Source organism: Portibacter lacus (assembly GCF_021533215.1).
Taxonomy (GTDB): Bacteria; Bacteroidota; Bacteroidia; order Chitinophagales; family Saprospiraceae; genus Portibacter; species Portibacter lacus.
In genome coordinates this window covers 79,827-104,871 of record NZ_JAJNKA010000001.1, presented here as the reverse complement: position 1 = coordinate 104,871, position 25,045 = coordinate 79,827, and the positions used below count along the sequence as shown (strand labels likewise).

Genomic DNA, 25,045 nt, shown 5'->3' with positions numbered 1-25,045 from the left:
AGGATAAACAAAAATAAATAGATGAAGTCCTTAAAAATTATTCCATTATTCGTCGTTGCCATATTCTTTTCGCTTGCTATTTCATCGTGTGGAGGGAAACATACTCATCAAGAAAAAAAAGATGGTGTGGAAATAAATAAGGAAGGTCCAGAATATACTTCAGCTTATGTATGCCCTATGCATTGCGAAGGAAGTGGTAGTGATGGACCAGGCAAATGTCCAGTTTGCGGAATGGATTATGTGGAGAATAAAGATAAAGGACATGACCATGATGGTCACGATCATGATGGCCACGACCACGACGGCCATAACCACTAGTTTCCGCCTTCATTCCAAGATCGACCACCTATTTTTATGTTTCCAGTATTATTTAGCTGAGAACCCTCTAATAGGTGGACTTCTTTATTTTTAAATATTCCAATAACATTTAGCGTTCCTGTATTATTGATAATATTCTCATTCTTAAGGCCAACATTTCCGTTGACAGGATTATTCGTATCGATAGTTAGGTAACCATTATTGTTAATGATTCCTCCTGCTTTATTGTAGATACCATTGATTCCTGATTTGTATATGGTAAGTGAAGTGCCGCTATTGATATTAATAACTCCTACATTTTCTATCCCATTCTTCGTAGAGTCCAAATTTGCAAAATTAGAGTAACCATTAATATTTAGCGTCCCATGATTTAGAACGAAGCCATTTTTAACATACATGCTAAACTTTGAACTCAAATTTAATTCAGATTCCGGACCAATGCATATGGATTTAAAATATTGGTCCGTATAAGCTTCTGTAGCCATATCCCTAATCGTTACTGCTGGACCTTCCATCCCGATCTCCGTATCTTCACATGCTTGCGGCACATGACCCAAGCTCCAATTTGTATGATCGTCCCAGTTTCCATCAGAAGTCGGCCCGATCCACTTATTAGGTCCACTGTCTAATCCTTCATCTACATCACCATCGCAATCGTTATCTAAACCATCACATAATTCTGGCGCACCATTGTAGATTGTATTATCGTAATCTTCACAGTCATCTATTTCGAAGCAAAAACCGTCTTTATCAAAATCGAAACCACTATATGAAGAAGGCTTACCGTAGAAATCACCTCCGAAAGCAAGGTCATCATTCCCCTCCACAATTAATTCCCCATTATATAAAAATCTAGTGTATACTCCAGGAAAACAGCCGATTATTTCATTATTACTTAGATCTAAAACTTGTAATTTTGTAGAATAGGTAAATTCCGGAAGATTGCCAGAAAAAGCATTATTTCCAGCGGATATATTTATAAGTTTCGCTCCTGTGATAATACTTGTTGGAAATACTCCAGAAAAATTATTATTTGAAAGATCAAGAAAAGATAAATTAGCGGTATTAATAGCTGCTTCTGAAATTTCTCCTGAAATCAGGTTAATAGATAAATCCAGCGATGTCAATTCATTCAGATTCGTAAAATTATTACCTAAACCACCTATAAGGTTATTATCAGATAAATCAATGCTAATTATTTCTTCATTAAGGTTACACTCGATACCATACCATCCGCAATAATTACAATTATTTCCAGCAAAGCCATCTTGCCATCCTGTATTATTCGTCCAGTTCTCACCATCCGTAGATGCATAAAGATCTAACAAATCTTCCACGATATCATCGCAAGGTAATTCATCCGAATAAACACAAATTCCAAATGTTCCCTCATTATCATTAGCCTCTACAACTCGAATAAGTAATTCTTGGTTAGCAAGCGCAAGATCGTCAATTGTTATTTTCGCATGATTTCCATCTCCACTATTGTCATCACACCACACCTGAGATAATGATCCACAACTTCCTGAATAAATCTGCATAACCATATCGCTGAGTCCTCCTGAAATAGATTTTGTTTCTATGTCCAATTTACCATTCTCTGGAATGAGAACAGAAAACCATACATCTTTAACCGGAAAATTGCTACTACAAGAATTGCCTTGACTTAATCCAGAGTTCGTCGCATTCAGATTATTAAACTCCAGAATAGTACAACTTCGAACTGGTATTAATTCACTTGCATTTACGCATCTATTGTTTCCAGGTGAAAGTCCGGAACAATCTTCATCTCCACCACAAGTTGACGAAGCATAATTGGTATAAATTCTTTCTCTTACTAATGGATGAAACCCCAAATTCAAATTGATCGATGCTCCTCCTACCACATGGCAATAAGACATAATTGTTGCTGAAGAACCGGGAAGAATCACGTTGTCTTTATCATAGCAACTGCCTATTAATTCCGGCTTGTTTTGATTATCATAATACTTATTTCCACAATCATCTATTTGTGTATTATTTCCATTCCAAGCGCAATCGTGTGTATGTTGAGATCCGAAATTATGACCTATTTCGTGTGCAATTACATTGATATTCCAGGTATATGTTCCGTAGGAAGTTCCTCCTGATGTGAGGTTTCCACTAACACCCATATTATAGCTAGGACTACATAATACATTGAGATATGCAATCCCTCCACCTACACCTCTTCCGCTAAGAAGATGTGCTAGGTTCCCATTAAATCCTTGGTTGTTCATGCTATCTCTAAATGCTGTTAACATAGGAGACGTGCTGCCGTGAATTCTATAAGGATCACTTCCCGAAGTAGTGTAAATTTTGATTCCTGAAACCTTTATTGGAATTCCAGAATCTTCATAAAACAAAGCTACTTGTGCCATTATGGCTAAAGCCCAGTTTTCTGTGGCAGTGACATCGGAACTATTCTCTGTGTACGACTTATAATCAATTTCTAAGTAAATTTCCACACAGCCTAATGCACCACTTCTACTCACTTCTTCTTGAATTCCTTTAACACCAAGATCTATTTCTGTATCTGTCTGACATGCAATAAATGTTGGGTTATTAATTTCACTACTATAAATTCCAGAATAAGTATCCTTTAGTTCATTTACTTTTTTGACCTCATAAGTCCCATCTTGATCATATACAATTAGGTGAATTTCATTATTGAATACAGACATTCCGACCATACTATTTTCATCACCTTTTACCTTCCCTCTATAGAATTCTTGATTTCTTGCTTCAGACTTGATCTCTCCATCTTGCGTCAATAGTGTATAACTGTTAGCAAGTAATTGCACCTGATCTAATTCGAGTACTTTATCTCCTGAAAGTGTCGGTAGGTTAAGTGTTAACTTATTGCTGTTGTTTCTTGAGGACTGACTAAGTTGATCGATATCTAAGATGTAATGCATTACTCTTTTCGCAAAAGTTTTTGCCTTGGAATCATTTCTTAGTGTGATTTCAGTTAATGGACTCAGTTTGTCTTGAGCATTTGTAGTCGTAATATTTACACAAAAAATGAATGTAAGAAGGAAGGCAAATCTTAGAAGTGAATGCATACTTTGTTTTTTATTCCGTTGGTCTAGACATATGACACGAAATAAGCATAGAGCAGCTATGCCATTCCTTAAAATGTTAAGAAATACAAAATCATGAAGACATTAACAATCTACCATCTTATGGAAACCAATACAATTCTTGGTCTCAGGCAACCTTTCAGGCGGAAAACCAAGAGCTTACTTAACTTAAACCTTTTGAAAATTTAAGACTGAGCGTATTCAGTCCTAATCAATTAATTATCAATATATTCTTCTGATAAACCTTATCCTTGTGTAACAGCACCAAAGAGTATATTCCCGTCTGCAATGAAGGAAGTTTGACTTTTTGGTGATATGATGATTTTCCGTTTAATGGAATAGCGCCAATTCTTGATCCAAACATATCAAACAACAACAATTTGATGCCACCAGGTTTGCTAAGCGATACTTCCACATTAAAGTTTCCATCATTCGGATTAGGACTTACCGACCAAAACTCTAGGCCGTAGTCTAGTATTTCTGCTTCCTCTTCAATGGATAAACTATCCTTGAAAATACGAATCGTTTTCTCTATTTTTAATAGGCAGCCCTCATTGTCTACAGCATAGACAATAGAAAATGCTCCTGTATCTTTAAATGTTAATTTTTGGGTTAGTGAATCCATCACCTCTGTTTCAACCATACTGGTATCAAATTCCCAATGATATATTTCAGGCATCGGATCTGAAATATTTATCATGAATATTTCTTCACCTAGTAACCCATTCGAACTTAAGAGAAAATCAGCGCCCATTTCGGATGCAAAAGCTTCTTCAACTAAGAAATCACTTCCCGTATGACAACCGTCATCATTAGATGCAATGACTTGATAATGTCCTGTTTCTGTAATTTCAAATTGATTCCCTTCTGCTATAAATTCATCCTCTTTGAATAATTGATAGTGGTAAGCATTATCCAAATCCGTATATAATAGCGTATCGCTGTCACAAATAAAACTATCCTGAAATTCCGCTGTAACAGCCGTTAAATCTAACTGTTCGATTTCAAACCCTATTTGCTCTACACAGCCATCCTTATCTGATACGGTAACAGAATAAGAGCCTGCATCTAATGATGAAGCGATACTATCAGAACTCCCATTTGACCACGTATAAATATAAGGTCCACTTCCACTTACAACATTCGCTTTAGCAACTGCATCACCTGAATCTATACATGTCAGTTCTTTTTCAATTGTTACAAAACTTTCTAATCCTGCAGTATTTTCGATTTCAATGATGTCAGTAAAATTATTAACACATTCACTTCCAACTGGCGAAATCAAGAGCTCATAACGACCATCTTCTAAATCTGTAAAGTAGTTACCTTCACTCCAGTTCACTCCTCCATCAATACTATATTCCATATCCAATTCTGAATTTTTCATCAGAACAAGAATACTCCCTTTCCGCTCTACACAATCATTAGATTGGGTAACATAAAGATCTTGTATTTCTGGAATACCGTCATTCTCTAATGTAATTTCAAAAGTATTCTTACGTGTACATGTTAAGCTAGGATCAGCTAGCAAGATGGAATAATTTCCCGCACCTAATTCATTGAAAATTGGACTTTCTTGCCAATCATCACCACCATTTTTACTATATAAATAATTCTCCGGTTGAGGAACGTCGACTTCGATAACTCCATCTTCGACTCCACATTCAGATGGTTCCGTTTTATAAATGTCTAGCGAAGTTGGGAAAGTTACTACTTCAGTCGTGAAGCGTGCATTTTGGGTACAACCGCTAGCATCTGTTATAACTAATTCAAAATCAGCAGATTGATTTACACTAATTTGACGTGAAGTATCCCCAGTATTCCATAAATATGAGTAACCATCCGGCCCCGACAAGATCATGGATTCGCCACTACAAATTGTCTCTTCCCCCTCTATCTCGAAATTTGCAACAGAAGAAAATTGAATATCTAGCTTAATGATACTATCACATGAAAAGCTTAAATTCTTAACGTACTCATATTGTCCACTTTCATCTATAGCTCGTCCATAAAAGTTATAAGATTCACCTTCGCATAACGTCTGCCATATTATTCTTTCCCCATCGCAAGCCTCTACTTGAATACTTAAATAAAGTATAGAAGAACATCCTGCCTCATTACCTATTTCAATTAAATAGGTGCCACTCTCATCATATAATTTGCCTTCTATATTTATACTTTGACCTGGGTTAATTTTGTGTTCCATAAAAATGGTATCGCCCTCTATAAAACTAATATGATAGCTTTCCGTTTCTCCACAATTTTCAATCAGATAATCACCCTCTTCTTCGATTAATAATTCACCTACTTCTAAGCTCGTCCCTTTGCATAAGAATAATTCCTTAATTATGCCTTCCCCAATATTTCGGACTACATTCACATATTCAACAAATTCACAAGTTCCGATTTCTTCTCCGAGATAAAATTGACCTGAATAATCGAACCACTTTCCTAAATATTCGACTGAATCTCCTTCACAAAGCATTAATGTTTTGTTCAGTTTTATCAAAGAAGTTTCTTCGACTACCAACTCATATTTTTGCGTACAAAATCCATCAAAATATTTACCATTATACGTCCCTACACTATACTCATTCCCTTCGAAAGTTGCTGTTTCTCCAGCACAAACGTTCATATTAAAGTAGTCTATTTCATTATCATACCATTCAATATTTAACTTCACTATGGAATCACAGCCATAGCTCGTTTTTCTTCGAATCCTATAATTACCAGGTTCTGTATAAAGGAAAAAATCAAAGTATACAGATTCTCCATGGCAAAGAAAAGTATCAATAATTGTTTCTTTAGCAGTTTCGTAAATTAACCGAGAGTTCAAGATGGAATCACAACCTTGAGAGGATTGAATAATTTCCGTATACAATCCAGGTTCGCTTTCGTACTTACCATTTACCCAGAACAGTTCACCTTCGCACTTATGTACTTCTCGATATCCTTCTACTGGATCAAGAACTGTTAATTCTAGGGTCGTTGGTGTTTTACAACCGCCGATAATAATTTCATCGAAATAGCTTCCCGATTGATATATGTTCTTAACACCGAAGGTATAAAACTGATTCTTGCATATGGTTCTATAAATTGTGGTGTCAGTTCCCGTAAGCAAGCCTAGATTCAGAAAAATAGTAGAATCACAGCCACGTTGTGTTAAGGTATCAAATTGGTAAATCCCTTGGGAATAGTAGACACTTCCCTTGAAAGCATATTCACCTTCATCACAAATAAAGTCATAGAGGGTGGTGTCTTTCGGCGCAGAATATTCGACATTAATATAAAGTGTGGAATCACAACCTTGCGCATTCATGAAGCTTTGTTCGTAAACATTCGGAACCGTATAATCTACATTATTTACAGTTGTAGTTTCTCCTGGGCAGATATACCTATAGATCGATTGTTCAGTATCTGGATGTTCTAAGATCGATATGAAGAACGTGGAATCACAACCCACTGCATTTGTGAATGTTTGGCTAAATTCTCCGCCATATTCATAGATAACATCATTAATTTTAATGGAATCCCCTTCACAAATTTCATAATTTGCAGAAGAAGACGTTGGTGAAAGTTCTTTTATTGAAACTGTTATTGTGGAGTCGCAGCCTGCCATATTTTCTATTTTCTGAGAATAGACTCCACCAGCTGTGAAAGCCTGACCATTGACATATGTAGTAGAACCCGTGCACACTGTTGTATCTACTTGCCCGAAAGTATGAGGATGAACGATAACCGAAACCGTTAAAACCGAATCACAGCCAATAGATGAAGTAAAATACTGCTCTGTGGTTCTAGTGGCATCAAAAAACTCACCATTGATAGTTGTTGATCCTCCCTCGCATAGTTCTTCATGATATTCTGCTCGAATCTCCTCTACAATTTCGACGATGATGGTTAAAGTTGAATCACAGCCAGCAGCATTTGTTAGGTCCTGCGTAAATGTCCCTTCGACATCATAAAAAATACCATTCACGTCTCTCGGCTGGTCTTTACAAACCTGTAAGTCCATTGTCTCAAAAGTAAGTTCATGAACCGTTAAGTCAATTGTGATTATTGAATCACATCCAACTGCATTAGGGATTGTCTGGAAATGAATACCATCCGTATATAAATTCTCCCCATTTTCTGACCATGGATCACCGTCGCATGTCTCCCTGACATTATAGCTTTCAGATGGCGAAAACTCATTGATGATAATGGTCAATGTTGAATCACAACCGTTTCTATTCTCTAAGTCCTGGATGTAAGTTCCTCCAGCAAATATTTTCTCATTATTATAGGTCAATGTATCACCTGTACACAAATGATTATTAATCGTTTCGAATGTATGTTCGTATTTTTCAATGTAGATGTAAACTAGCGAATCGCAACCACTACTAGTTGTGTATGATTGAACATCGTAAGTTGTTTCATCATAAGTTACACCACCGATATTTATGGATTCATTGCCGCATAAAGTTTTTCGAAAATCAGTTTTGATGGTGTCACTTTCTATTAATGTTAAGTATAAAAAGGAATCGCACCCTACAGCGTTGGTTAAATACTGTAAATCAAATCCTGGACCATCATAAGTTTCTCCATTTATAGTTAATTCTTGATTAGGACAAATTTGAACATCTAAATATTTAGTTGATGTATTTAATTTTGTAAGCTTTATTAATAATAATGAATCACAGCCGGAAGCGTTAACCAATGTTTGTGGATACCACCCTGTTTTATTATACAGCGTTCCATTAATGGTAGGTGGATCATTCGAACAAAAATCTAATATTAATGTACTATCTGAAGTAAAACCAGAATTCACATGAATATTAAGTATAGAATCGCATCCAGAAGCATTTGTTAAAATTTGTACGCTTCCGTCATACACTGACTTTCCATTCACATAAACTGGCTGATTGTCACATCTTTGTACGGTAATATCTTCTATGCTCGTTGTGCCGCCAGGAACTTCTAGTTCGATTATATAATTACATCCATTATTATCTACTGTGTCAATTGTAAATGAGCCAGGTGTATTATAATAATGCATTGCATCATAGTTAACTTGAACACCATTACACATCTGGACAGTATCTCTAACAATGTATGGTGCAGTTTCATTAACGGTTAGTTCTAAATTAGAAAGACATCCATTTTCATTAAAGTAAGGGATATTATGAACTCCAGCTGTGTAGGTAGAATCGAAAATTTCAACAGATTGTCCATTACAGATAGAATGTGTTTCGAAAGTACTGCTACTTGGTAACTGATTAACGGTAATGTGTAAAATCGAGTCACAACCATTCTGAGCTTGATAAGTTCGGGTATCACTTTCACTATAATCAATGCCATCATGTTCTACCGTTTCACCTTCGCATGCTTCGAGTGTTATGCTTGAACTAAATGTTTCTAATTCATCAACATATATTGTCAGAATTGAATCACATCCATTTTGTGCATCATAAGTCCTATAAAATGTTCCTTTCCCATAATCTTCTCCATCGTGTGGAACTGTTCCTCCTGGACAAACACTATAGTAAACCTCATTTGAATAGGTATTTAAAATATTGACATTTATAGTTAATAATGAATCACAACCGTTTTGATTAATAACATTTTGTGTAAATGTTCCCGCAGAATTATAGCTTTCACCATGAATAGACTGTGATGAACCATTACATATCTCTAGGTTATAGGTATTTCGAGGTCTTAATACTTCAGTGACTGATACATTTAAAGTATATGAACATCCTTGAGGTGTCGTCTGCGCAACTTGAAAAACTCCAGCAGAATCAAATGTTCTTCCAGCTACTTCCACGCTTTCCCCTTCACAGAAACTTGCACTTGTATTTTGATTTGGTTCGATATACTCTTGGATCGTTATAGACCCAGTACGTGTGCACCCTTTGTCGTTTGTTACTGTAACACTGTATGTGCCTGGGCAGGATTTTACCACCGAATACCCTTGGGCTCTATTCTGTGGTCCATCGCATCCAACAGACCATTCATAGCTAGCATAACCACTTTCCGCGGTTATAGTAAATGTTTGTCCTATACAAGTGGAAGAAGGAGCACTTAGATTCAATTGTTCATCGCAGACCTCCCCCGCACAGAATTCTATAAAGGTAGGATCATCAAAGGTGCAATTTTCATCTAGAAAGACATTGTTCTGAATATCACAATGCACATTATAAGAAGTTGGAATACAACCTGAAATTCTATTATCACTTAAGTCTAAAAATTGTAACCTATTATAACTGCTAACAAATCCTGGAAAACTCCCTGTAAAGTCATTGCTTGAAAGATTTAAATGTTTCAACAGAACCATATTTCCTATTGAATTAGGAACCGATCCTGTCATCTCATTTTGAGAAAAATCAAAGTACTCTAACGCTGGTAAATCAATTATTTCTGGCAATACGTAAGTAAGTCCATTATCAGATAAATCTAGATGCTTAAGATTAGTGGCTTTGACATAAATATTATTGTAATTACTACTGAGATGATTCGAGGATAAATCTAAATATTCAAGCGCTGAGATATAGTCTAGTTCAGAAGAAGCAAAGAAACTAAAATCATTCCCAGACAAATCGAGTTTCTTTAATTTCACAAACTCCACAGCTCTCACATCAAAAACACCGGAAACGTTATTATTAGGTAGGTTGATTTCTATAACATTTCCATTTTCACAGACTACTCCATACCATGAGCAAATATCACACTTTAGCCATGGTTTATTATTCGCAAGCGTGTTAACCCATTGCTCGCCATTTGTTACTTCAAAGAAGCGTTTCAGGAAAGTATAATCGGGATGCTCCAATGTTTCATCACATCCCGCTGGATCATCAGCTCTAAAGGTGGGATTGTGGACATTGTTATCAGATATCAAAAGAAAGGACACCGCAAACAATGTAATCCAGCCTAATCTGAAAGGCACAATTAATTGCATAAATTAAAATAATCTCAGGTTAAAAGTAAAAGCGGCGTTAAGATTATAAATTACGCATTTTCTAGCTCAAATGAAATAGCTGAGACTGTTAAAATCAAAGAATTGACCACTACCTTACTATTTAACAATTAGTATGTTTTTCGAAAATTGTTTCCCGAAAGCGGATAAAACTACCGTATAAATTCCCGTTCCCGCTCCCGCCAAATTGAACGATTCTAAATATTTTCGCTTACCTCTGATGGTTCTATTTTCAATGAGCCCGCCATAAATATCATAGACTGCTAATCTAATGGGCACTTTACCTGTACCCACATTTATTTCGACATTAAACTGGCCATTATTCGGATTTTCAAATACTTTCCAGGACCCGAAACGATCTATATCAAAAGCTGTTTCAGGCTCTTCGTAAGTTCCTAAATGACTAGAATCTGGATAAACAACAATTGTTTTGTCAAAACGTGCTAAGCACCCATTCACTTCTGTAAGAATAGAAATTTCATAATCCCCACTACCCTCGAATGTGAAACCACTTGAGAAAGGATCGATCGTATTTACCTTTATTCCTGATGAATCATACATCCATTCAAAATTATCAGGCATCGGATCAGAAACATTGACCGCTATAACTTCTACTCCTTTCACTGCTTCAGTACTCAATAAGAAGTCAATACCTAAAGCTGATAGGTCGATTTCGTTCACTTCTATAAATTTATCAGCAACACACGAAGACCCGTTTTCGATCACTATTTGATAGGTTCCAGTTTCAGATATTTCAGGATATCTCCCTTCATAATAGACTTCGCTTTCTTTGAACAAAATATAATTAAAAGAAGTATCCATCTCATAAACTAGCGTTTCATTTGTACAGATAATCGTATCTTGGAATGCAGACAATACATCTTCAATATCTGGTGCGTCGAGTTGTATTTCAAGTACTTGCTCACAATTATTAGCATCTGTAATTGTTATCTCATGATTTCCCACAGACAAATTATTCTGAATTAGACTCGAGCCTCCGTTCGACCATGTAATATTAAACGGTGCCTCTCCTTGTAAAATCTGAACACTGGCCATACCATCCGAAGCTGCCGCACAACTCACGTTTTCATCAACCTGGATTTCGGCCGATAAGTTACCAATGTTCTCTAATTCAATAGGCGAGGATAAATTATTAATGCAAAGTGATCCTTCTTCTCCCAATAGCACTTGATAAACTCCAGATTCCAAGTTTTCGAATAATCCTTGCTCAGACCAATTCGCTCCATTGTCAATGCTATACTGATAATTCTCGAATGCATCTGCAGGAATAATTTCTATACTTCCCAGTTGATTATTGCAATCATTAATCGGAGTGATATTGATTTCTTTTATCTGTGGTACACCATCACTTTCTATAACAACAGGTGTTTCTAAAGCCTTTTTGCATCTTTCAAGCAAGTCACTTAAGACGATGTTATAACTACCATTTGAAAGTTGGGTGAATGTATTCGATTCTTGAAAAGTTGCTCCCCCATCGATGCTGTATAAATAGTTTTCAGTCATTTCGATGTCAATGGATATTTCTCCGTCCACCGCCTCGCAAGTAGATGGATCCTCTACTATTATTCCAAGAGCTTCCGATGGAAATCGTACCTCCTCAACTACAATTTCTGCAGTAGTCGCGCAGTTATTTTCATTATAAATAGTCAACTCATACTTTCCCCCGTCGGAAATGATGATACTAGAGGTTTCTGCACCATTGTTCCATAAATAACGATATCCCTCCGGTCCTGAAAGTGTGGTTTCACTTCCTGCACATAAAAAGGTCTCACCGATAATACTAAAATCCACCTCAGGAACAAAGGTTGCGTCTAATTGAATGATACTATCACAACCTATTTCTAATGGTTTATGATATTCATAGATCCCACTTGATGAGATGTTCTGATCATAAAATTGAATAGATTCACCTGCGCAAAGCGTCCGATACTCCGTTCGAATGCCTTCACACTTTTCCACAAGTAATATTAGTTCGATAATGGTAGAACATCCATATTCACTACCAACCGTTATTTCATAAACTCCAGAATCAGTATACACAACATCACCAAACTCAAAACCTTCACCCTCTTGAATCGTTTCTTCTATTGTTATTTTTTCACCTGATACAAACAAGATAGATACAAATTTATCCGTACAACCTTCATTGGTTGAAACCGGATAGATTCCTGATGTTTCGATTATTTCTCCTCCTAACTCAAAATTACTTCCAGCACAAAAAACCTGTGGTATAATTAGAGATGAACTACTCTTTTCTAATACGATCAGATCCTCCAGAATTTCACAATCATTCACGTCTTCATCCAGATGATATAGTCCCCCTTGATCATAAATTTCATCCATGAATTGCAATTGACTTCCAGAACACAGGAATAATACTTCATCATATCTCAATTTATTCACTTCTGATATGACCAGATTAAAATGCTGCAGGCAGTTGCCGTCATCATAAGTACCAGCATGCTCCCCTACTCCATAACTATCGCCAAAGAATTCAGTTGTATTCCCTTCACATACCTCAGCATAAAAGGTATCCGTTTCAGATTCGTATAGGTCAATGTTTAAATAGGTCAAACTATCGCAACCATAAGAAGTCTTTCGAGGGATTTCTATTGTTCCTGGGGAATCATAGAATTGATTGTCAAAATACAATGTCGATCCTTCACAAATAAAAGTATCTATTGTAACCACTTTGTTTTCTGTCACAAAAAGGTGCATTGTTACAATAGAATCACAGCCGCTTTTGGTGTTTAACGTAACACTTAATGAAGTGTCAGCATCATAGAAATATCCATAAAAATATTGAACATTACCCTCACAAATAAACTGGTCATACTCGTAGCTAACGGGTTCTATTACTTCTAAATTCAAGGTAGTTAAAGACTTGCATCCATTGATTACTATACTGTCCATTACTGTAATGGAATGAACATAAAGCTCGCCAGCAAATTCGTATGGACTTCCTTCACAGGTTGTCGCATTAATCGTCTGATCTTCGCCTGATATAATATTCAGGTTCAAATTAATGATAGAATCACAACCGAATTGGTTGGTTAATGTTACGACATACTGGCCAGATGTATTAAATGATTCTGTACCAATTTCAAAGGATTCTTCGCTGCATATGAATTCATTTAGATTCGTAATCTCAGATGGAAGTAATGTAATCGAAATATTTAAAAAGGAATCACATTCCACGGCATTCGTAAGCGCTCTATTAAAAGTCCCACCTTCTTTGTAATAATTTCCAGCTATGAGAACGGAATCCCCCTCACATATGGTTGCTTCGACCATTCCAGTGCTCGTTTCTTTTTCTGTTACTATGATGGTTAACACAGAATCGCAACCCTCATTATTCGTTAGTGTTCTGATATAAGTATCTGCAACATCGAAAAATTCATTATTAATTTCAACTTGACTATTTGAGCAGAAAGAACCGGTGATTGTCTCATATGAGTTTGACTTTTCAGATATGTCAATGTTGATGATTGAGTCACAATTAAACTCACTTGTTAACTCCAGTGTAGTTAGACCCACTGACAATTCCATCCCCTCAAAATTATAGGTACCTCCTTCACAAACCTCATAAGCTAAATTCGTTTCGTATGTTGGATATTCACTAATGGTTATTGATATTACAGAATCACATCCAGCTTGGTTATCTATGGTTTGTATCGATTCTCCAACACCGAAATCTTGTCCGTTTATAGTCGTCATAGTGCCTGGGCATATCGTTTCTGCATAAGTGCCGGTTGTTCCTTCTTTCTGAGTGATGGTAACATTTACGATAGAATCACATGATCCAGGGCTTGGAATAAGTTGTTGAAAGAAACCAATCTCATCGAACACTTCACCATTTATTTCAACTGTTTTTCCAGGACAGATTTCAGCTGATTCAGCTCCAGGGTCAGTGGAAGTGACATGGATAAAGATGGAATCTGTTTTGGTACAACCACGTGAGTTGGTTACAGTGAGATAAAAATATTTCGAGGTTGTGACAGTTGTAGTAAGTGTTTTAGAGGTTTGGTTCGGTTCTGACCATTGGTAATTTGAGTAGTTTGATCCAGGTTGCATCGAGACTGTTTCACCTTCACATACAGAAAGGTTAGAAGCTGACATATTTAGGGTGTTGTTGCATGGTTCACCAGCACAAAATTCAGCGAAAGTTGGGTTTTCGAAGTTGCAGTATGAACTTATTAAAGGCGAAGTAATACTACATAGGTTTTGATATGAGGCAGGATAACAACCTTCTAAATAATTATCATTTATGTACATAGCTTGAATAGACAGCATGTCGCCTAATGATTCTGGATATTCACCAGTAAAACTGTTTACGTGCAAGTATAAAAGTTTCAATTTCTCTAAAGTTCCAATTACATCAGGAATTCTGCCATAGAGTTGATTACGACTAAAATTCAACCCTTCCAAATTAGATAAATTAGCAATTGCAGAAGACATCGAATCAACTAAATTATTATTGTTAATTTCTATAGTCTTAAGTGAACTTAAACTATATATATCAGTAGGAATTTTACCTGTAAAATTATTACGTCCTAATTTTAAAATTTGAAGATTAACTAAGTTTGAAAGATTATTTGGTAACGTATCGGATAAATTGTTATTACTTAAATCTAGAATTTTGATATTTATAAGATTATTTACATTTCTGTCTATTCCACCAGTTATATGATTTCCTCTTAAATCAAGATTTTCAAGATTTTCAAGATTAAAAAGCTCAATAGGAAGGCTTCCTTCTAAATTTGAATTTTGAATCTGTAATTCAATTAAACTTTCTGCATTTTCAATTTCCGGTGGTATAAATCCACCAATTTGCGTGTTATTAATATGCAACTCTTTTAAGTTACTCAGCTTACCTATATCGGGAGACAAAATTCCAGCTATTGAGTTTCCAGAAATATGTATTTCTTCTAAACTTTTAATATCATATAATGAACTTGGAATTTCACCTGAAAGATTGTTAATTTGAACCCAAAAAAATTCGAGTTGTGATGATGTTTGAAAATTATTCGGAATATTTCCAGTAAAATCGTTAAAACTTAGGTTTAATTTTTTCAGATTTAATAAATTAAAAACAACTTCAGGAAAGTTTCCGGTAAAATCATTTCCCCCTAAATCTAATTCATAGATAATTTTTGCATTGGATAATTCTAAAGGAATATCGCCTGATATTTCATTATCTCTTAATCTTAGAATTTTTAGTGAATCAAGGTCTCCGATTTCAATAGGTAAATTTCCTTTTAAATCATTTCGTGGAAGCTGAACTAAATGTACTCTGTCATTAGAAAGACAACTCACCCCATACCAGCCACACACATCACAATCCTCTCCCCAACCTGTACTATTATTCCAGTTAGGGCCATCTGTAGCATTATACAATGCCATAAGTGGTGCATAATCCGGATGATCTGGCATATCACAAGGAGGTGCTGATGCCGCTGGTCCATCAGTAGTAATCAGTAGAATAGAACTTAAAACTGCAAGAAATGCATATTTAAGTTTAAAAAATATCCGCATAGCGTTTTAAGCCTTAATTCACAACAAATCAAAGGTTCCACGCTCATTAATTTCCAGGTAGCAAAGAACATCCTATTGCAATAGCCTTCACTGATCATCAATTTATATATTTTTTCTTTCAATGGAAAGTAGCCGACTATTTTTATGTCTCTAATCTTGCACATTTAACATTTGAGAAATATTTCCAACCTTCCCCACTTACTTAAAATTCCAATTTGAAATTGGCTTAGATTACTAGTTGACACACCAGATATAAATGAAAATATATAAGTAAAAACGCAACTTATTAGATTGATTTTTTCTAGTTTGTGTATCGAGCGATTCCTTTTAAACATTATTGAAATTTTTACACGTTTAAATTAACAATCCATTTTATGCCAAAGAAGTTAAATTCGAAACACGATCACGATCATAAAAACAAAGAGCATAAACATGATCACGCACATGGCATATTTGGAGAGAAAACAGAGTTGATATTTGCCATCTTATCTGGTACTTTTCTGGGTCTTGGATTTTTTCTCCATTATTTAAAAATCATCCCTCTTAATATAACCATAGGCTTTTATTTATTCTCATACTTTTTTGGTGGGTTCTATACTACTAAGGAAGCGTATGAAGCCATCACCGAAGGGAAATTCGAAATTGACTTCTTGATGCTTTTTGCTGCTATTGGTGCAGCAATTCTAGGAGAATGGGCGGAAGGCGCATTACTTTTATTCCTCTTTAGTCTTGGACATTCCTTAGAACATTATGCAATGAATCGGGCCAGAAAATCTATAACTGCATTGTCAGATTTAGCTCCACCGACCGCTATAAGACTAGAAGGCGAAAAGCAAGTAGAAATACCCATCGAAGAATTGGAACTAGGAGATATCATTCTGGTAAAACCAAATAATAAAATAGCTGCAGATGGCGTAGTCATCAAAGGAGAATCTCAAGTAAATCAAGCATCTATTACTGGTGAAAGTGTTCCTGTTCAGAAACTAGCTACTAACCATATTTCTACCACATTTGACAAACTAAAAAGTGAAAACAGGGTCTTTTCTGGGACGATTAATGGCGCACAGCCACTTGAAATAAAAGTTCTCAAAAAAGCAAGTGACAGTACGCTATCTCGGATTGTTACCATGGTGAATGAAGCAGAAAGTCAAAAATCACCTACGCAGCATTTCACAGACAAATTTGAAAAATATTTCGTTCCTTTTGTTTTAATTCTTGTTGGAATTTTAATGCTCGCTTTCCTAGTCATAGATGAAACATTTAAACAAAGTTTTTACAGAGCAATGGCTGTTTTAGTTTCGGCGTCTCCTTGCGCGCTCGCTATTTCTACGCCAAGTGCAGTTCTTTCAGGAGTAGCAAGAGCTGCTAGAAGTGGTATTCTGATTAAAGGTGGAGGACCTTTGGAAAAACTAGGAGACATTACGGTTATAGCATTTGACAAGACGGGTACTTTAACAGAAGGAAAGCCCAAATTGACCCAAGTAATTGCCCTAAATGATAAGGACCGAACACTCCTTCTCGAAACCGCAGCTGCAGTCGAAGCACTAAGCGATCACCCGCTAGCTGAGGCCATTACCATTGGGAGTATTAAATTATTGAATACTGATCAATTTCCCAAAGCCGAAAACTTAAAGGCAATCACTGCTAGAGGTGTCAAGGCGATGATTAATAAAGAGGAAGTATTTATAGGTAATCGACTTTTAATGAAAGAAGTATCGAACCAAGAAGTCCCTTCTAAAATTGACCAAATAATGAGTGAATTAGAAGAAAATGGAGAGACTTCTATGATCGTTAGAAGAGGTGATAAATATTTAGGCATCGTGGCCGTTATGGACATTGCAAGACCTGATGCAATTAAAACATTGAGTGCGCTTAAAGGCATGGGCATTAAGAAAATGGTGATGCTAACTGGTGATCATCAAAGCGTCGCCAATGCTGTTGCATCAAAAATAGGGATAACTGATCCTCGTGGAAATCTCCTTCCAGAAGACAAGGTCGAAGAAATCAAAAAATTAATCGCATCTAAAGAAATCGTAGCTATGATAGGAGATGGAGTCAATGATGCTCCTGCTCTTGCAACAGCGAATATAGGTATTGCAATGGGAGCTGCAGGTTCGCCAATAGCTTTAGAAACTGCGGACATCGCACTGATGGCTGATCGAATCGACAAGTTGCCATTTGCCATCAAGCTCAGTAGAAGAACGAAAAGCATCATCAAGCAGAATCTTTGGATAAGTTTAGGAATGGTCGCTATTTTAATACCGCTTACCATTACAGGAATCGCCTCTATCGGACCAGCGGTAGTTGGACATGAAGGCTCTACACTTGTTGTTGTTCTAAATGCCTTAAGATTGCTAGCAGTAAAAGAATAATCTTAAATCATTTTTGTCAGTTATCTCCCACTGGTGGTGGACCATCTGGAATGATCCCTTTGTATTCGTAATCGCCCTTTTTCTCTTTAAATTCATCTTGAATCTTTGTAATCAACGCTGGATTCTCAAACAAATCTACCGCCGTCATTCCCAAGGTTTTAGCAGCATATGCCATTCCTTTATGACCGATAGACATTCCACCACAAGCAACTACTGCCCAAGAATGCCAAGGAGTACCTTTAGGAGCTGTAGTCGCTCTCATTCTTACCACTGGAACTACCCATGAAACATCACCCACATCTGTTGACCCACCTCTAGGATGTTCTAGGGTTTCTTCAAGTGGAGTAATGATAGACTCAATTCCAACTTCTTCTTTATTTGTTGCCTTTTGAATTCCTTTCGCGAATTCCTGTTCATTTTCTGTGTATTCAATCGCTCCCAAATATTCCATATTCTTCTGCATCGCTTCAGATCCAACACGATTCACCAATATTTCATGAACACCCGAAATCAAGGTGATTTTATAATCAGTTTTCGTCATTAATGCTGCTCCTTTTGCAATGTCTTCCATGTGCTTCCACACTTTTTCCATGCCTTCTCTCCTTGTATCTCTAACTCTTGTCCATATCCTCGCATAATCTGGGACTACATTGACCACTTTACCGGCGTCTTGAATATGGTAGTGAATCCTTACGGTTGGCTCTACATGCTCTCTGAAATAATTAATTCCTGTTGTATATAATTCTAGCGCATCCGAAGCAGAGCGTCCGTTCCATGGATCAGCCGATGCGTGTGCCGCTTGGCCATAAAATTCAACCATAAAATCTACTAAAGCTAGACCTTTCTGAACCTCTGTCTTAGTTTCTCCTGAAGGGTGCCAATCTAATACTACATCCACGTCATCAAATGCTCCAGCTCTAATCATCCACAATTTCCCAAAGTACTTTTCCTCCGCTGGTGTACCATAAAATCTGATAGTTCCTTTCAGTTCTCCAGAAGCGATCATGTTTTTAATAGAAGTTGCTGCACCTAAAGATGCCACACCGAATAAATTATGCCCACATCCATGACCTGGCATTCCTTCGTTTAATGGATCTTTATACGGAACCGTTTTTTGAGAAAGTCCAGGCAGTGCATCGAATTCTCCCAAGATTCCAATCACGGGTTTTCCAGAACCATATTCTGCCACAAAAGCGGTAGGCATATCTCCTATGTTCTTTGTGATCTTGAACCCTTGTTTTTCTGCATAGGCAATTAACGCCGCAGCTGATTGATTTTCTTGAAAGGCTTCTTCTTCGAAAGACCATATTTTATCACTCAATGAAGTTAAGTCACGAAAGTTCGAATCCACGAAATCTAGCACTTTTTGTTTCTGCGGATTCTCATGCTGAGCAGTTATGGAAAATTGACCTAGACACACGAGTAAGAGTAGTAAAGTATATTTCATTACGAATTTATTTAGGATTGAAAAATAATGAAAATTTTCGGGATAACGAGATTATTATGCTTTCACACGTCTTCTAATGCGCTTATTTCTAACCAGTTTGCCAACAACACATTTTATGCATTCTGCAATTATTTTCTATGCAGAATGAAATTATTTTTTATGTATTCTGTATATATTTAACAAGAATGAAGTAGATCTCTTATTTACAGAAAATTTAGACACTTACATTACTGAAATAAAATCTAGCACAATCATAAGAAATGATTTCTTCAAAAACTTATTAAAATTTGAACGAGTTTATTCCGATAAGATAACTGCTAAAACATTAATTTACGCAGGTATGAAGGATCAGAAGCACTCAGATTTTGTTGTAAAATCATGGCAAAATTTAGATTAAATCCTGAAATCTGTAACCTTTTAAGAAAAACCAAGTCAACCTCTGTGAAATGGATTTACTAACCGACGAATCATTGATCAATAAAGTGCAAAACGGGCAATTAGATGCCTGCGGACTACTTTATATGAGGTATAAAAAACCGCTTTTTAATTACTTCTATAACAACATCTATGATGTTACTAAAAGTGAAGATATGGTCCAGACCGTATTCGAAAAAGTGATTAAGTATAAAAAGAACTTCAAAGGGACAGGATCCTTCAGAAGTTGGTTATTCACTATCGCACGGAATACCTACATCGATGATTTTAATGCTAGAAAGAAAAACAGATCTGTAGACATTATGGATCACGATTTCGCACATGAAGAACACGGCGAAAATCAAATGTTAGATCAAGAGGAATCAAACCTGCTTCAGAAAGCACTTAGAATGCTTGACGACGAAAAACGGGAATTGATCAGTATGATCAAACTTAATGAAATGAAGTACCAACAAGTTGCTGACCTCTATGGCCTTTCGTTGTCAAATGTCAAAACGAAGGTTTTCAGAATCATGCAAGAATTAAAAGAAAACGCACATAAACTGCAAGCAAATGGATAAGCTAAATAAAGATCAAGAAGCGGAGTTAAATGAGTGGATAAATACTGGTGAGATCGATAAATTCTTAGTAGATAAAGAACCAACGGAAAGGATGGATGCTAAGTTCTATCAGATGCTAGAGGAGAATCGTCCGTTAGAAAAGAAACAATGGTCATTTACTTGGTTATATAAGATTGCTTTACCGATGTTGCTGCTGGTGCTAACCTTTTATGTGGGTCAACAATTTGGTTCTTCGGAATTAGAAAAAATTGACCAAAAAGATTTTGCCACACAACTACTAAGTACTGAAAATGTAGGCGACAAAATCAGCTTAGTATCCAATACAAAAATTGAAGAAAATAGTGACCAGAAAGTAATCGAAGCTTTAATGTTTTCACTCAGCAATGACGAAAGCGTGAATGTGAGATTGGCTTGTATTAATACCTTATATGATTACGCATATTTGCCTAAAGTGAGAACCGGACTCATCCAAGCAATCAGTAATCAGCAATCACCAGTTGTGCTTGCAAACCTAGCTGAAGCAATAAATGCCAGCGGGAAAAAATTATCAAAAGAGGAATTTATGGAATTAATCAATAAGGACTTACCTCCACCGATTAAGAAGTCCATAGATGACAGCTTAATTAAAATTTAAAAAAATGAGAATAGTAATACTTTTAATGCTTTGGTCTTCGGTGATCTACGGCCAAGTTGAATTTGATAAAACATATGATTCCGAGGGAGTTAATCATGTTGTAATTGACAATCTAAAAGGGGATATCATTGTAAAGGCAGGAAGTAGCGATCAAATAATAATCAAAGCTACAAGTACGACAACGAACAGGATAGCGGAAATGGAACTCAAAGAATATCGAACGGAAAATGTTCTAGCAGTTTATCTGCACAATCCTTGTAAAAAGGGTTTTACTCGCTTTGATCCAGAAAAACCATTTCGGTTTATCCAAACAGAAAACAATTGCCAATGGGGTGGGAAATTTGATGAGCAGGAAATTCCTAAGCTGACATTAGAGATAGAAATTCCTACTGATATGAATGTTTACGTTTCCACCATTATAGAAGGTGACATCGATGTTCGTGGAATCTCAGGAGTCGTCTATGCTTCTAATGTCAATGGAAGTATTAAAATGCATGAAGTTTCGAAGGTGAAAAATGGAACAACAGTTAATGGAAACATTGACATCAATTACCGAAATAAACCAAGCATTACAGGACGGTTTTCCACGATAAATGGGGAGATCAATCTTAATATGCCAAAGAATTCAAGTTTAACTACAAATTTCAAGAGCTTCCAAGGGGAATTATATACAGACTTTGATGCTGTTCAATTATCAGGAAATATAAAGAATCAAGAAACATTAAATCCTGGAGAAATGGTAAAAGTTGGTGAATATGCAGAAGCACAAATTGGCACAGGAGAAATAAACCTATTCATTGAAACATTCAATGGGAACGCCTATTTAAAACAAATAAAATAAAAGAGATATGAAATATATAATAATAGCAGCCTTAATAATGACTTCGCTCTATGCTTTTGGTCAACAGAAAGAAGTCACTGTTCCTTTCTCAAACGCTAATGGTGACAAAATGCTCGATGTTGAAGTTTTCAGTGCGGACATTAAAATAATCGGAAGTTCTAGAACAGATGTGTTAATCAAATATAGTGTAGAAAAACAAGAGGATCATGATGACTCTGAACAAGATGACAAAAGTAAGGGAATGAAGAAAATAGGAGGATCTAATTTTCAATTTGAGATCGGAGAAAAGAATAATAAAGTGCGAATTTTCACGCAGAATTTCATGAACAATGTACTGATAATGGAAATCGAAGTTCCATCGGGAATAGATATAAACATTTCAAAGCAGATCGGACAAAATATTTACATTGAAAATATTCAAGGTGCTGTGAATGTTGAAAACAATATAGGAAGTGTAACAATGAAAGGAATCAGTGGTTCAGTGAATGCAAGTTCTAGCACTGGTGATATAATTGTTGGATTCGAGACCGTGAATGCTGAAGATGCGATGAGTTTCAACACCATTACCGGAAACATCGACCTGACCTTACCGAAGAATTTCAAATCTGATTTGAAAATGAGAACAGAGTGGGGTGATATTTATAGCGATTTACCAATCGAAACAGTGACAAAAGAAGCGTCAGAAACAAAATCAACTTCCAAAAATGGTGAAATGCGAGTCATTTCGAATAGCTGGACTTATGGTACTTTGAATGGTGGCGGAAGTGAAATGACTTTAAAAACTCAGATGGGGAGTATTTATTTGAGGGCGAAAGAGTAGATATGAAAACAAGGACTGTAGAAGAAATGCCTCATTCAGTTTAAACCTGAATTATAGAAATCACATATAAAACTGAATTCTTTTCTATCTTTCGGCCATGAAGTGCTTTATATTCTTAATCCTATTTTTTCTTTTCTTTTCGGTCAATGGGCAGAAAACCTATGAGATTAGCACGAAGAAGGAAACGATCATTATAGGCGGTTCAAGCTTAATGTTAGCAGGAAGTTTTTATATAGATAGTCGAAGACCAAATCTTTTATTACCTAGTGCAAGTCTACCACTACCCAAAATTAATCGCTTTGATCGTCGCACTTTAGATAATTATTCCTTAGCGGCAAAGAATTTAAGTGATGTGTTGCTATATGCTGGAACAGCATTCCCACTTACCCTTCTAGCTTCTTCTAAACTAAAAGGGAATCAACTAGAATACTTATTCATGTATGCAGAAACTGCTGCGCTTAACGGATCGCTGACCTTCTTGATGAAATCAGCGACCGATCGAAGGAGACCTTATTATTATAATAATGAAGTGCCAGACGAAGAACGGCTTCACCTCGATGCACGAAAGAGCTTCTTTTCGGGGCACGCCTCTCATACCGCAGCACTTTCTTTTTTCACCGCTCGAGTATATAATGATCTTTACCCTGATAGTCGGTGGAGATATTGGGTATGGTCAGGAGCTATTGCTTTGCCGGCCGTAACTGGATACTTAAGAGTTCAAGCGGGACGACATTATCCTTCAGATGTAATAACCGGCTATATGGTGGGAGCAGGAATAGGTTTATTGGTTCCAGCAATTCATAAGGTAAAATTGAATTCGGAGGTTTATCAATTTGAAAGCACTGCAAATGGAATTGCGCTTGTAGTCAACTTAAACAGCAATAAGTTAAGGTATTAAATGAAGCCACAAAACCCAAATTGGAAAATAACCGAATCTCAACAATGGACATTTAATGAGATCTTGATGGGACGTGCGGTTTCTTCTTTCACTGGGAAAAACAATACTTTTCACACCAGCAATAATCGAGACACCGTTCGACTTCATTTAGGAATTCGTGGTGATTACAATTTCACTTTCAAGCAACTTGATCAAAAATACAATCTCATCGGCGGCCACCATAACATTATGTATTCTAACGGTATGGATCTAGCCATTGAAAACAAATCGCTAGAGATAGAAACATTTGGAGTAGATTTTCCGAAGGAAGTTTTTGTGGAGTTAGGTAAAGATGGCGATGATTTGCTAAAACATTTTTGTGATCAAGTCCTGTCTGGAAAAAGCATGATTATTTCTGAAAAGTGGGGAAGCATTAATGTACCGATCCAAAACATCATCAACGAAATCACCCTTAATCCTTATCAAGGGAAACTCCAGCAGATTTTCTTATTTGCTAAGACACTAGAGCTACTGGTTTTGTGTGTTGCCGATTATAAAAACAAGATGAGTGAGTCATTTGTATATCTCAAAACCATTCAAGATAAGGAAGCCATTATTGCTGCAAGAGACTTCATCAACCAGCGACTTACAGACCCACCTAATCTATCAGAAATTGCTAGAGCAGTTGGCATTAATGAATTTAAACTCAAGTATGGATTCAAGGAGATGTTTGGGATTACGCTTTTCGGCTATCTAACAGAAAACAGGTTAAGTCTCGCTACCCAATTCCTAAAAGATTCTTCGAAACCAATAGCCTTGATTGCCGAAGAACTTGGTTATTCATCACCTCAGCATTTCAGTAATCAGTATAAGGGGAAAATCGGGAAAAGTCCGAGTGAAGTAAGGTTAGGGTCGAAGTAGTAAATATTTTTTTATGTATTATAGATTTTACTTCCTACTTTAAATTGACATTGAAAATGGCCAACTTCTTTTCAATTATTATAATTATTTTTAAAGGTTTATTAAAAAATATCACGAGCGTATTCCCAAATCCAAAATAAATGTTGTTAAAGAAGATAGTCATTTGCTAACAATGTGAGATCCCCTGAAGTTTAATCTTTTTAGCCAA

The 25,045-nt window shown here is 36.2% G+C and carries 12 protein-coding genes; 8 read left to right on the top strand and 4 right to left on the bottom strand.

Going from position 1 to position 25,045, the window contains the following annotated elements; translation table 11 throughout:
* Nucleotides 1–21: 21 nt before the first annotated feature.
* Nucleotides 22–318 (top strand): heavy metal-binding domain-containing protein, encoded by a 297-nt coding sequence (locus L2586_RS00320; protein WP_235290759.1) that lies wholly within the window; start codon nt 22–24, stop codon nt 316–318.
* Here L2586_RS00320 and L2586_RS00315 read toward each other — a convergent pair.
* The 3 genes from L2586_RS00315 to L2586_RS00305 all read right to left on the bottom strand — a co-directional run bounded on the left by L2586_RS00315 (nt 315) and on the right by L2586_RS00305 (nt 15,930).
* Entirely contained in the window at nt 315–3,401 is a 3,087-nt protein-coding gene (locus tag L2586_RS00315; protein ID WP_235290758.1) for a M12 family metallo-peptidase, read from the bottom strand. The two genes, L2586_RS00320 and L2586_RS00315, sit on opposite strands and share 4 nt — an antisense overlap.
* Before the next feature lie 229 nt (nt 3,402–3,630).
* Complete coding sequence (locus tag L2586_RS00310; protein ID WP_235290757.1) at nt 3,631–10,356, bottom strand: T9SS type A sorting domain-containing protein; 6,726 nt, start codon at nt 10,354–10,356, stop codon at nt 3,631–3,633.
* Between the two features lie 117 nt (nt 10,357–10,473).
* Nucleotides 10,474–15,930, bottom strand: a complete 5,457-nt coding sequence (locus L2586_RS00305; RefSeq protein ID WP_235290756.1) for a leucine-rich repeat domain-containing protein — start codon at nt 15,928–15,930, stop codon at nt 10,474–10,476.
* A gap of 374 nt (nt 15,931–16,304) precedes the next feature.
* On the opposite strand from L2586_RS00305, the gene L2586_RS00300 reads away from it, so the two are divergent.
* Nucleotides 16,305–18,302 carry a heavy metal translocating P-type ATPase gene (locus tag L2586_RS00300; protein WP_235290755.1) on the top strand — a complete coding sequence of 666 codons (1,998 nt, stop codon included), beginning with the start codon at nt 16,305–16,307 and terminating at the stop codon, nt 18,300–18,302.
* Between the two features lie 16 nt (nt 18,303–18,318).
* Here L2586_RS00300 and L2586_RS00295 read toward each other — a convergent pair whose 3' ends face one another.
* Nucleotides 18,319–19,749 carry an amidohydrolase gene (locus tag L2586_RS00295; RefSeq protein ID WP_235290754.1) on the bottom strand — a complete coding sequence of 477 codons (1,431 nt, stop codon included), beginning with the start codon at nt 19,747–19,749 and terminating at the stop codon, nt 18,319–18,321.
* Between the two features lie 446 nt (nt 19,750–20,195).
* Between L2586_RS00295 and L2586_RS00290 the strand changes: the two genes are divergently transcribed.
* The 6 genes from L2586_RS00290 to L2586_RS00265 all read left to right on the top strand — a co-directional run bounded on the left by L2586_RS00290 (nt 20,196) and on the right by L2586_RS00265 (nt 24,837).
* Nucleotides 20,196–20,744, top strand: a complete 549-nt coding sequence (locus L2586_RS00290) for an RNA polymerase sigma factor (RefSeq protein ID WP_235290753.1) — start codon at nt 20,196–20,198, stop codon at nt 20,742–20,744.
* Nucleotides 20,737–21,378: a hypothetical protein gene (locus L2586_RS00285; protein WP_235290752.1), complete on the top strand. Its 642-nt coding sequence runs from the start codon at nt 20,737–20,739 to the stop codon at nt 21,376–21,378. The genes L2586_RS00290 and L2586_RS00285 overlap by 8 nt, the downstream gene beginning before the upstream one ends.
* A gap of 4 nt (nt 21,379–21,382) precedes the next feature.
* Nucleotides 21,383–22,219 carry a DUF4097 family beta strand repeat-containing protein gene (locus L2586_RS00280; protein ID WP_235290751.1) on the top strand — a complete coding sequence of 279 codons (837 nt, stop codon included), beginning with the start codon at nt 21,383–21,385 and terminating at the stop codon, nt 22,217–22,219.
* A gap of 7 nt (nt 22,220–22,226) precedes the next feature.
* Nucleotides 22,227–23,039 carry a DUF4097 family beta strand repeat-containing protein gene (locus L2586_RS00275; protein WP_235290750.1) on the top strand — a complete coding sequence of 271 codons (813 nt, stop codon included), beginning with the start codon at nt 22,227–22,229 and terminating at the stop codon, nt 23,037–23,039.
* Nucleotides 23,040–23,136: 97 nt separating this feature from the next.
* Nucleotides 23,137–23,937, top strand: coding sequence for a phosphatase PAP2 family protein (locus L2586_RS00270; RefSeq protein ID WP_235290749.1), 801 nt, complete (start codon nt 23,137–23,139; stop codon nt 23,935–23,937).
* The gene (locus tag L2586_RS00265; protein WP_235290748.1) at nt 23,938–24,837 is read left to right on the top strand and encodes a helix-turn-helix domain-containing protein; all 900 of its coding nucleotides are present in this window, start codon (nt 23,938–23,940) and stop codon (nt 24,835–24,837) included.
* The last annotated feature ends 208 nt before the right edge of the window (nt 24,838–25,045 follow it).

Coding starts and splice junctions, on each gene's coding strand:
- L2586_RS00290 (WP_235290753.1), top strand. CDS start 20,196: ATGGATTTACTAACCGACGAATCATTGATCAATAAAGTGCAAAACGGG.
- L2586_RS00300 (WP_235290755.1), top strand. CDS start 16,305: ATGCCAAAGAAGTTAAATTCGAAACACGATCACGATCATAAAAACAAA.
- L2586_RS00280 (WP_235290751.1), top strand. CDS start 21,383: ATGAGAATAGTAATACTTTTAATGCTTTGGTCTTCGGTGATCTACGGC.
- L2586_RS00315 (WP_235290758.1), bottom strand. CDS start 3,401: ATGCATTCACTTCTAAGATTTGCCTTCCTTCTTACATTCATTTTTTGT.
- L2586_RS00305 (WP_235290756.1), bottom strand. CDS start 15,930: ATGCGGATATTTTTTAAACTTAAATATGCATTTCTTGCAGTTTTAAGT.
- L2586_RS00265 (WP_235290748.1), top strand. CDS start 23,938: ATGAAGCCACAAAACCCAAATTGGAAAATAACCGAATCTCAACAATGG.
- L2586_RS00285 (WP_235290752.1), top strand. CDS start 20,737: ATGGATAAGCTAAATAAAGATCAAGAAGCGGAGTTAAATGAGTGGATA.
- L2586_RS00295 (WP_235290754.1), bottom strand. CDS start 19,749: ATGAAATATACTTTACTACTCTTACTCGTGTGTCTAGGTCAATTTTCC.
- L2586_RS00310 (WP_235290757.1), bottom strand. CDS start 10,356: ATGCAATTAATTGTGCCTTTCAGATTAGGCTGGATTACATTGTTTGCG.
- L2586_RS00270 (WP_235290749.1), top strand. CDS start 23,137: ATGAAGTGCTTTATATTCTTAATCCTATTTTTTCTTTTCTTTTCGGTC.
- L2586_RS00275 (WP_235290750.1), top strand. CDS start 22,227: ATGAAATATATAATAATAGCAGCCTTAATAATGACTTCGCTCTATGCT.
- L2586_RS00320 (WP_235290759.1), top strand. CDS start 22: ATGAAGTCCTTAAAAATTATTCCATTATTCGTCGTTGCCATATTCTTT.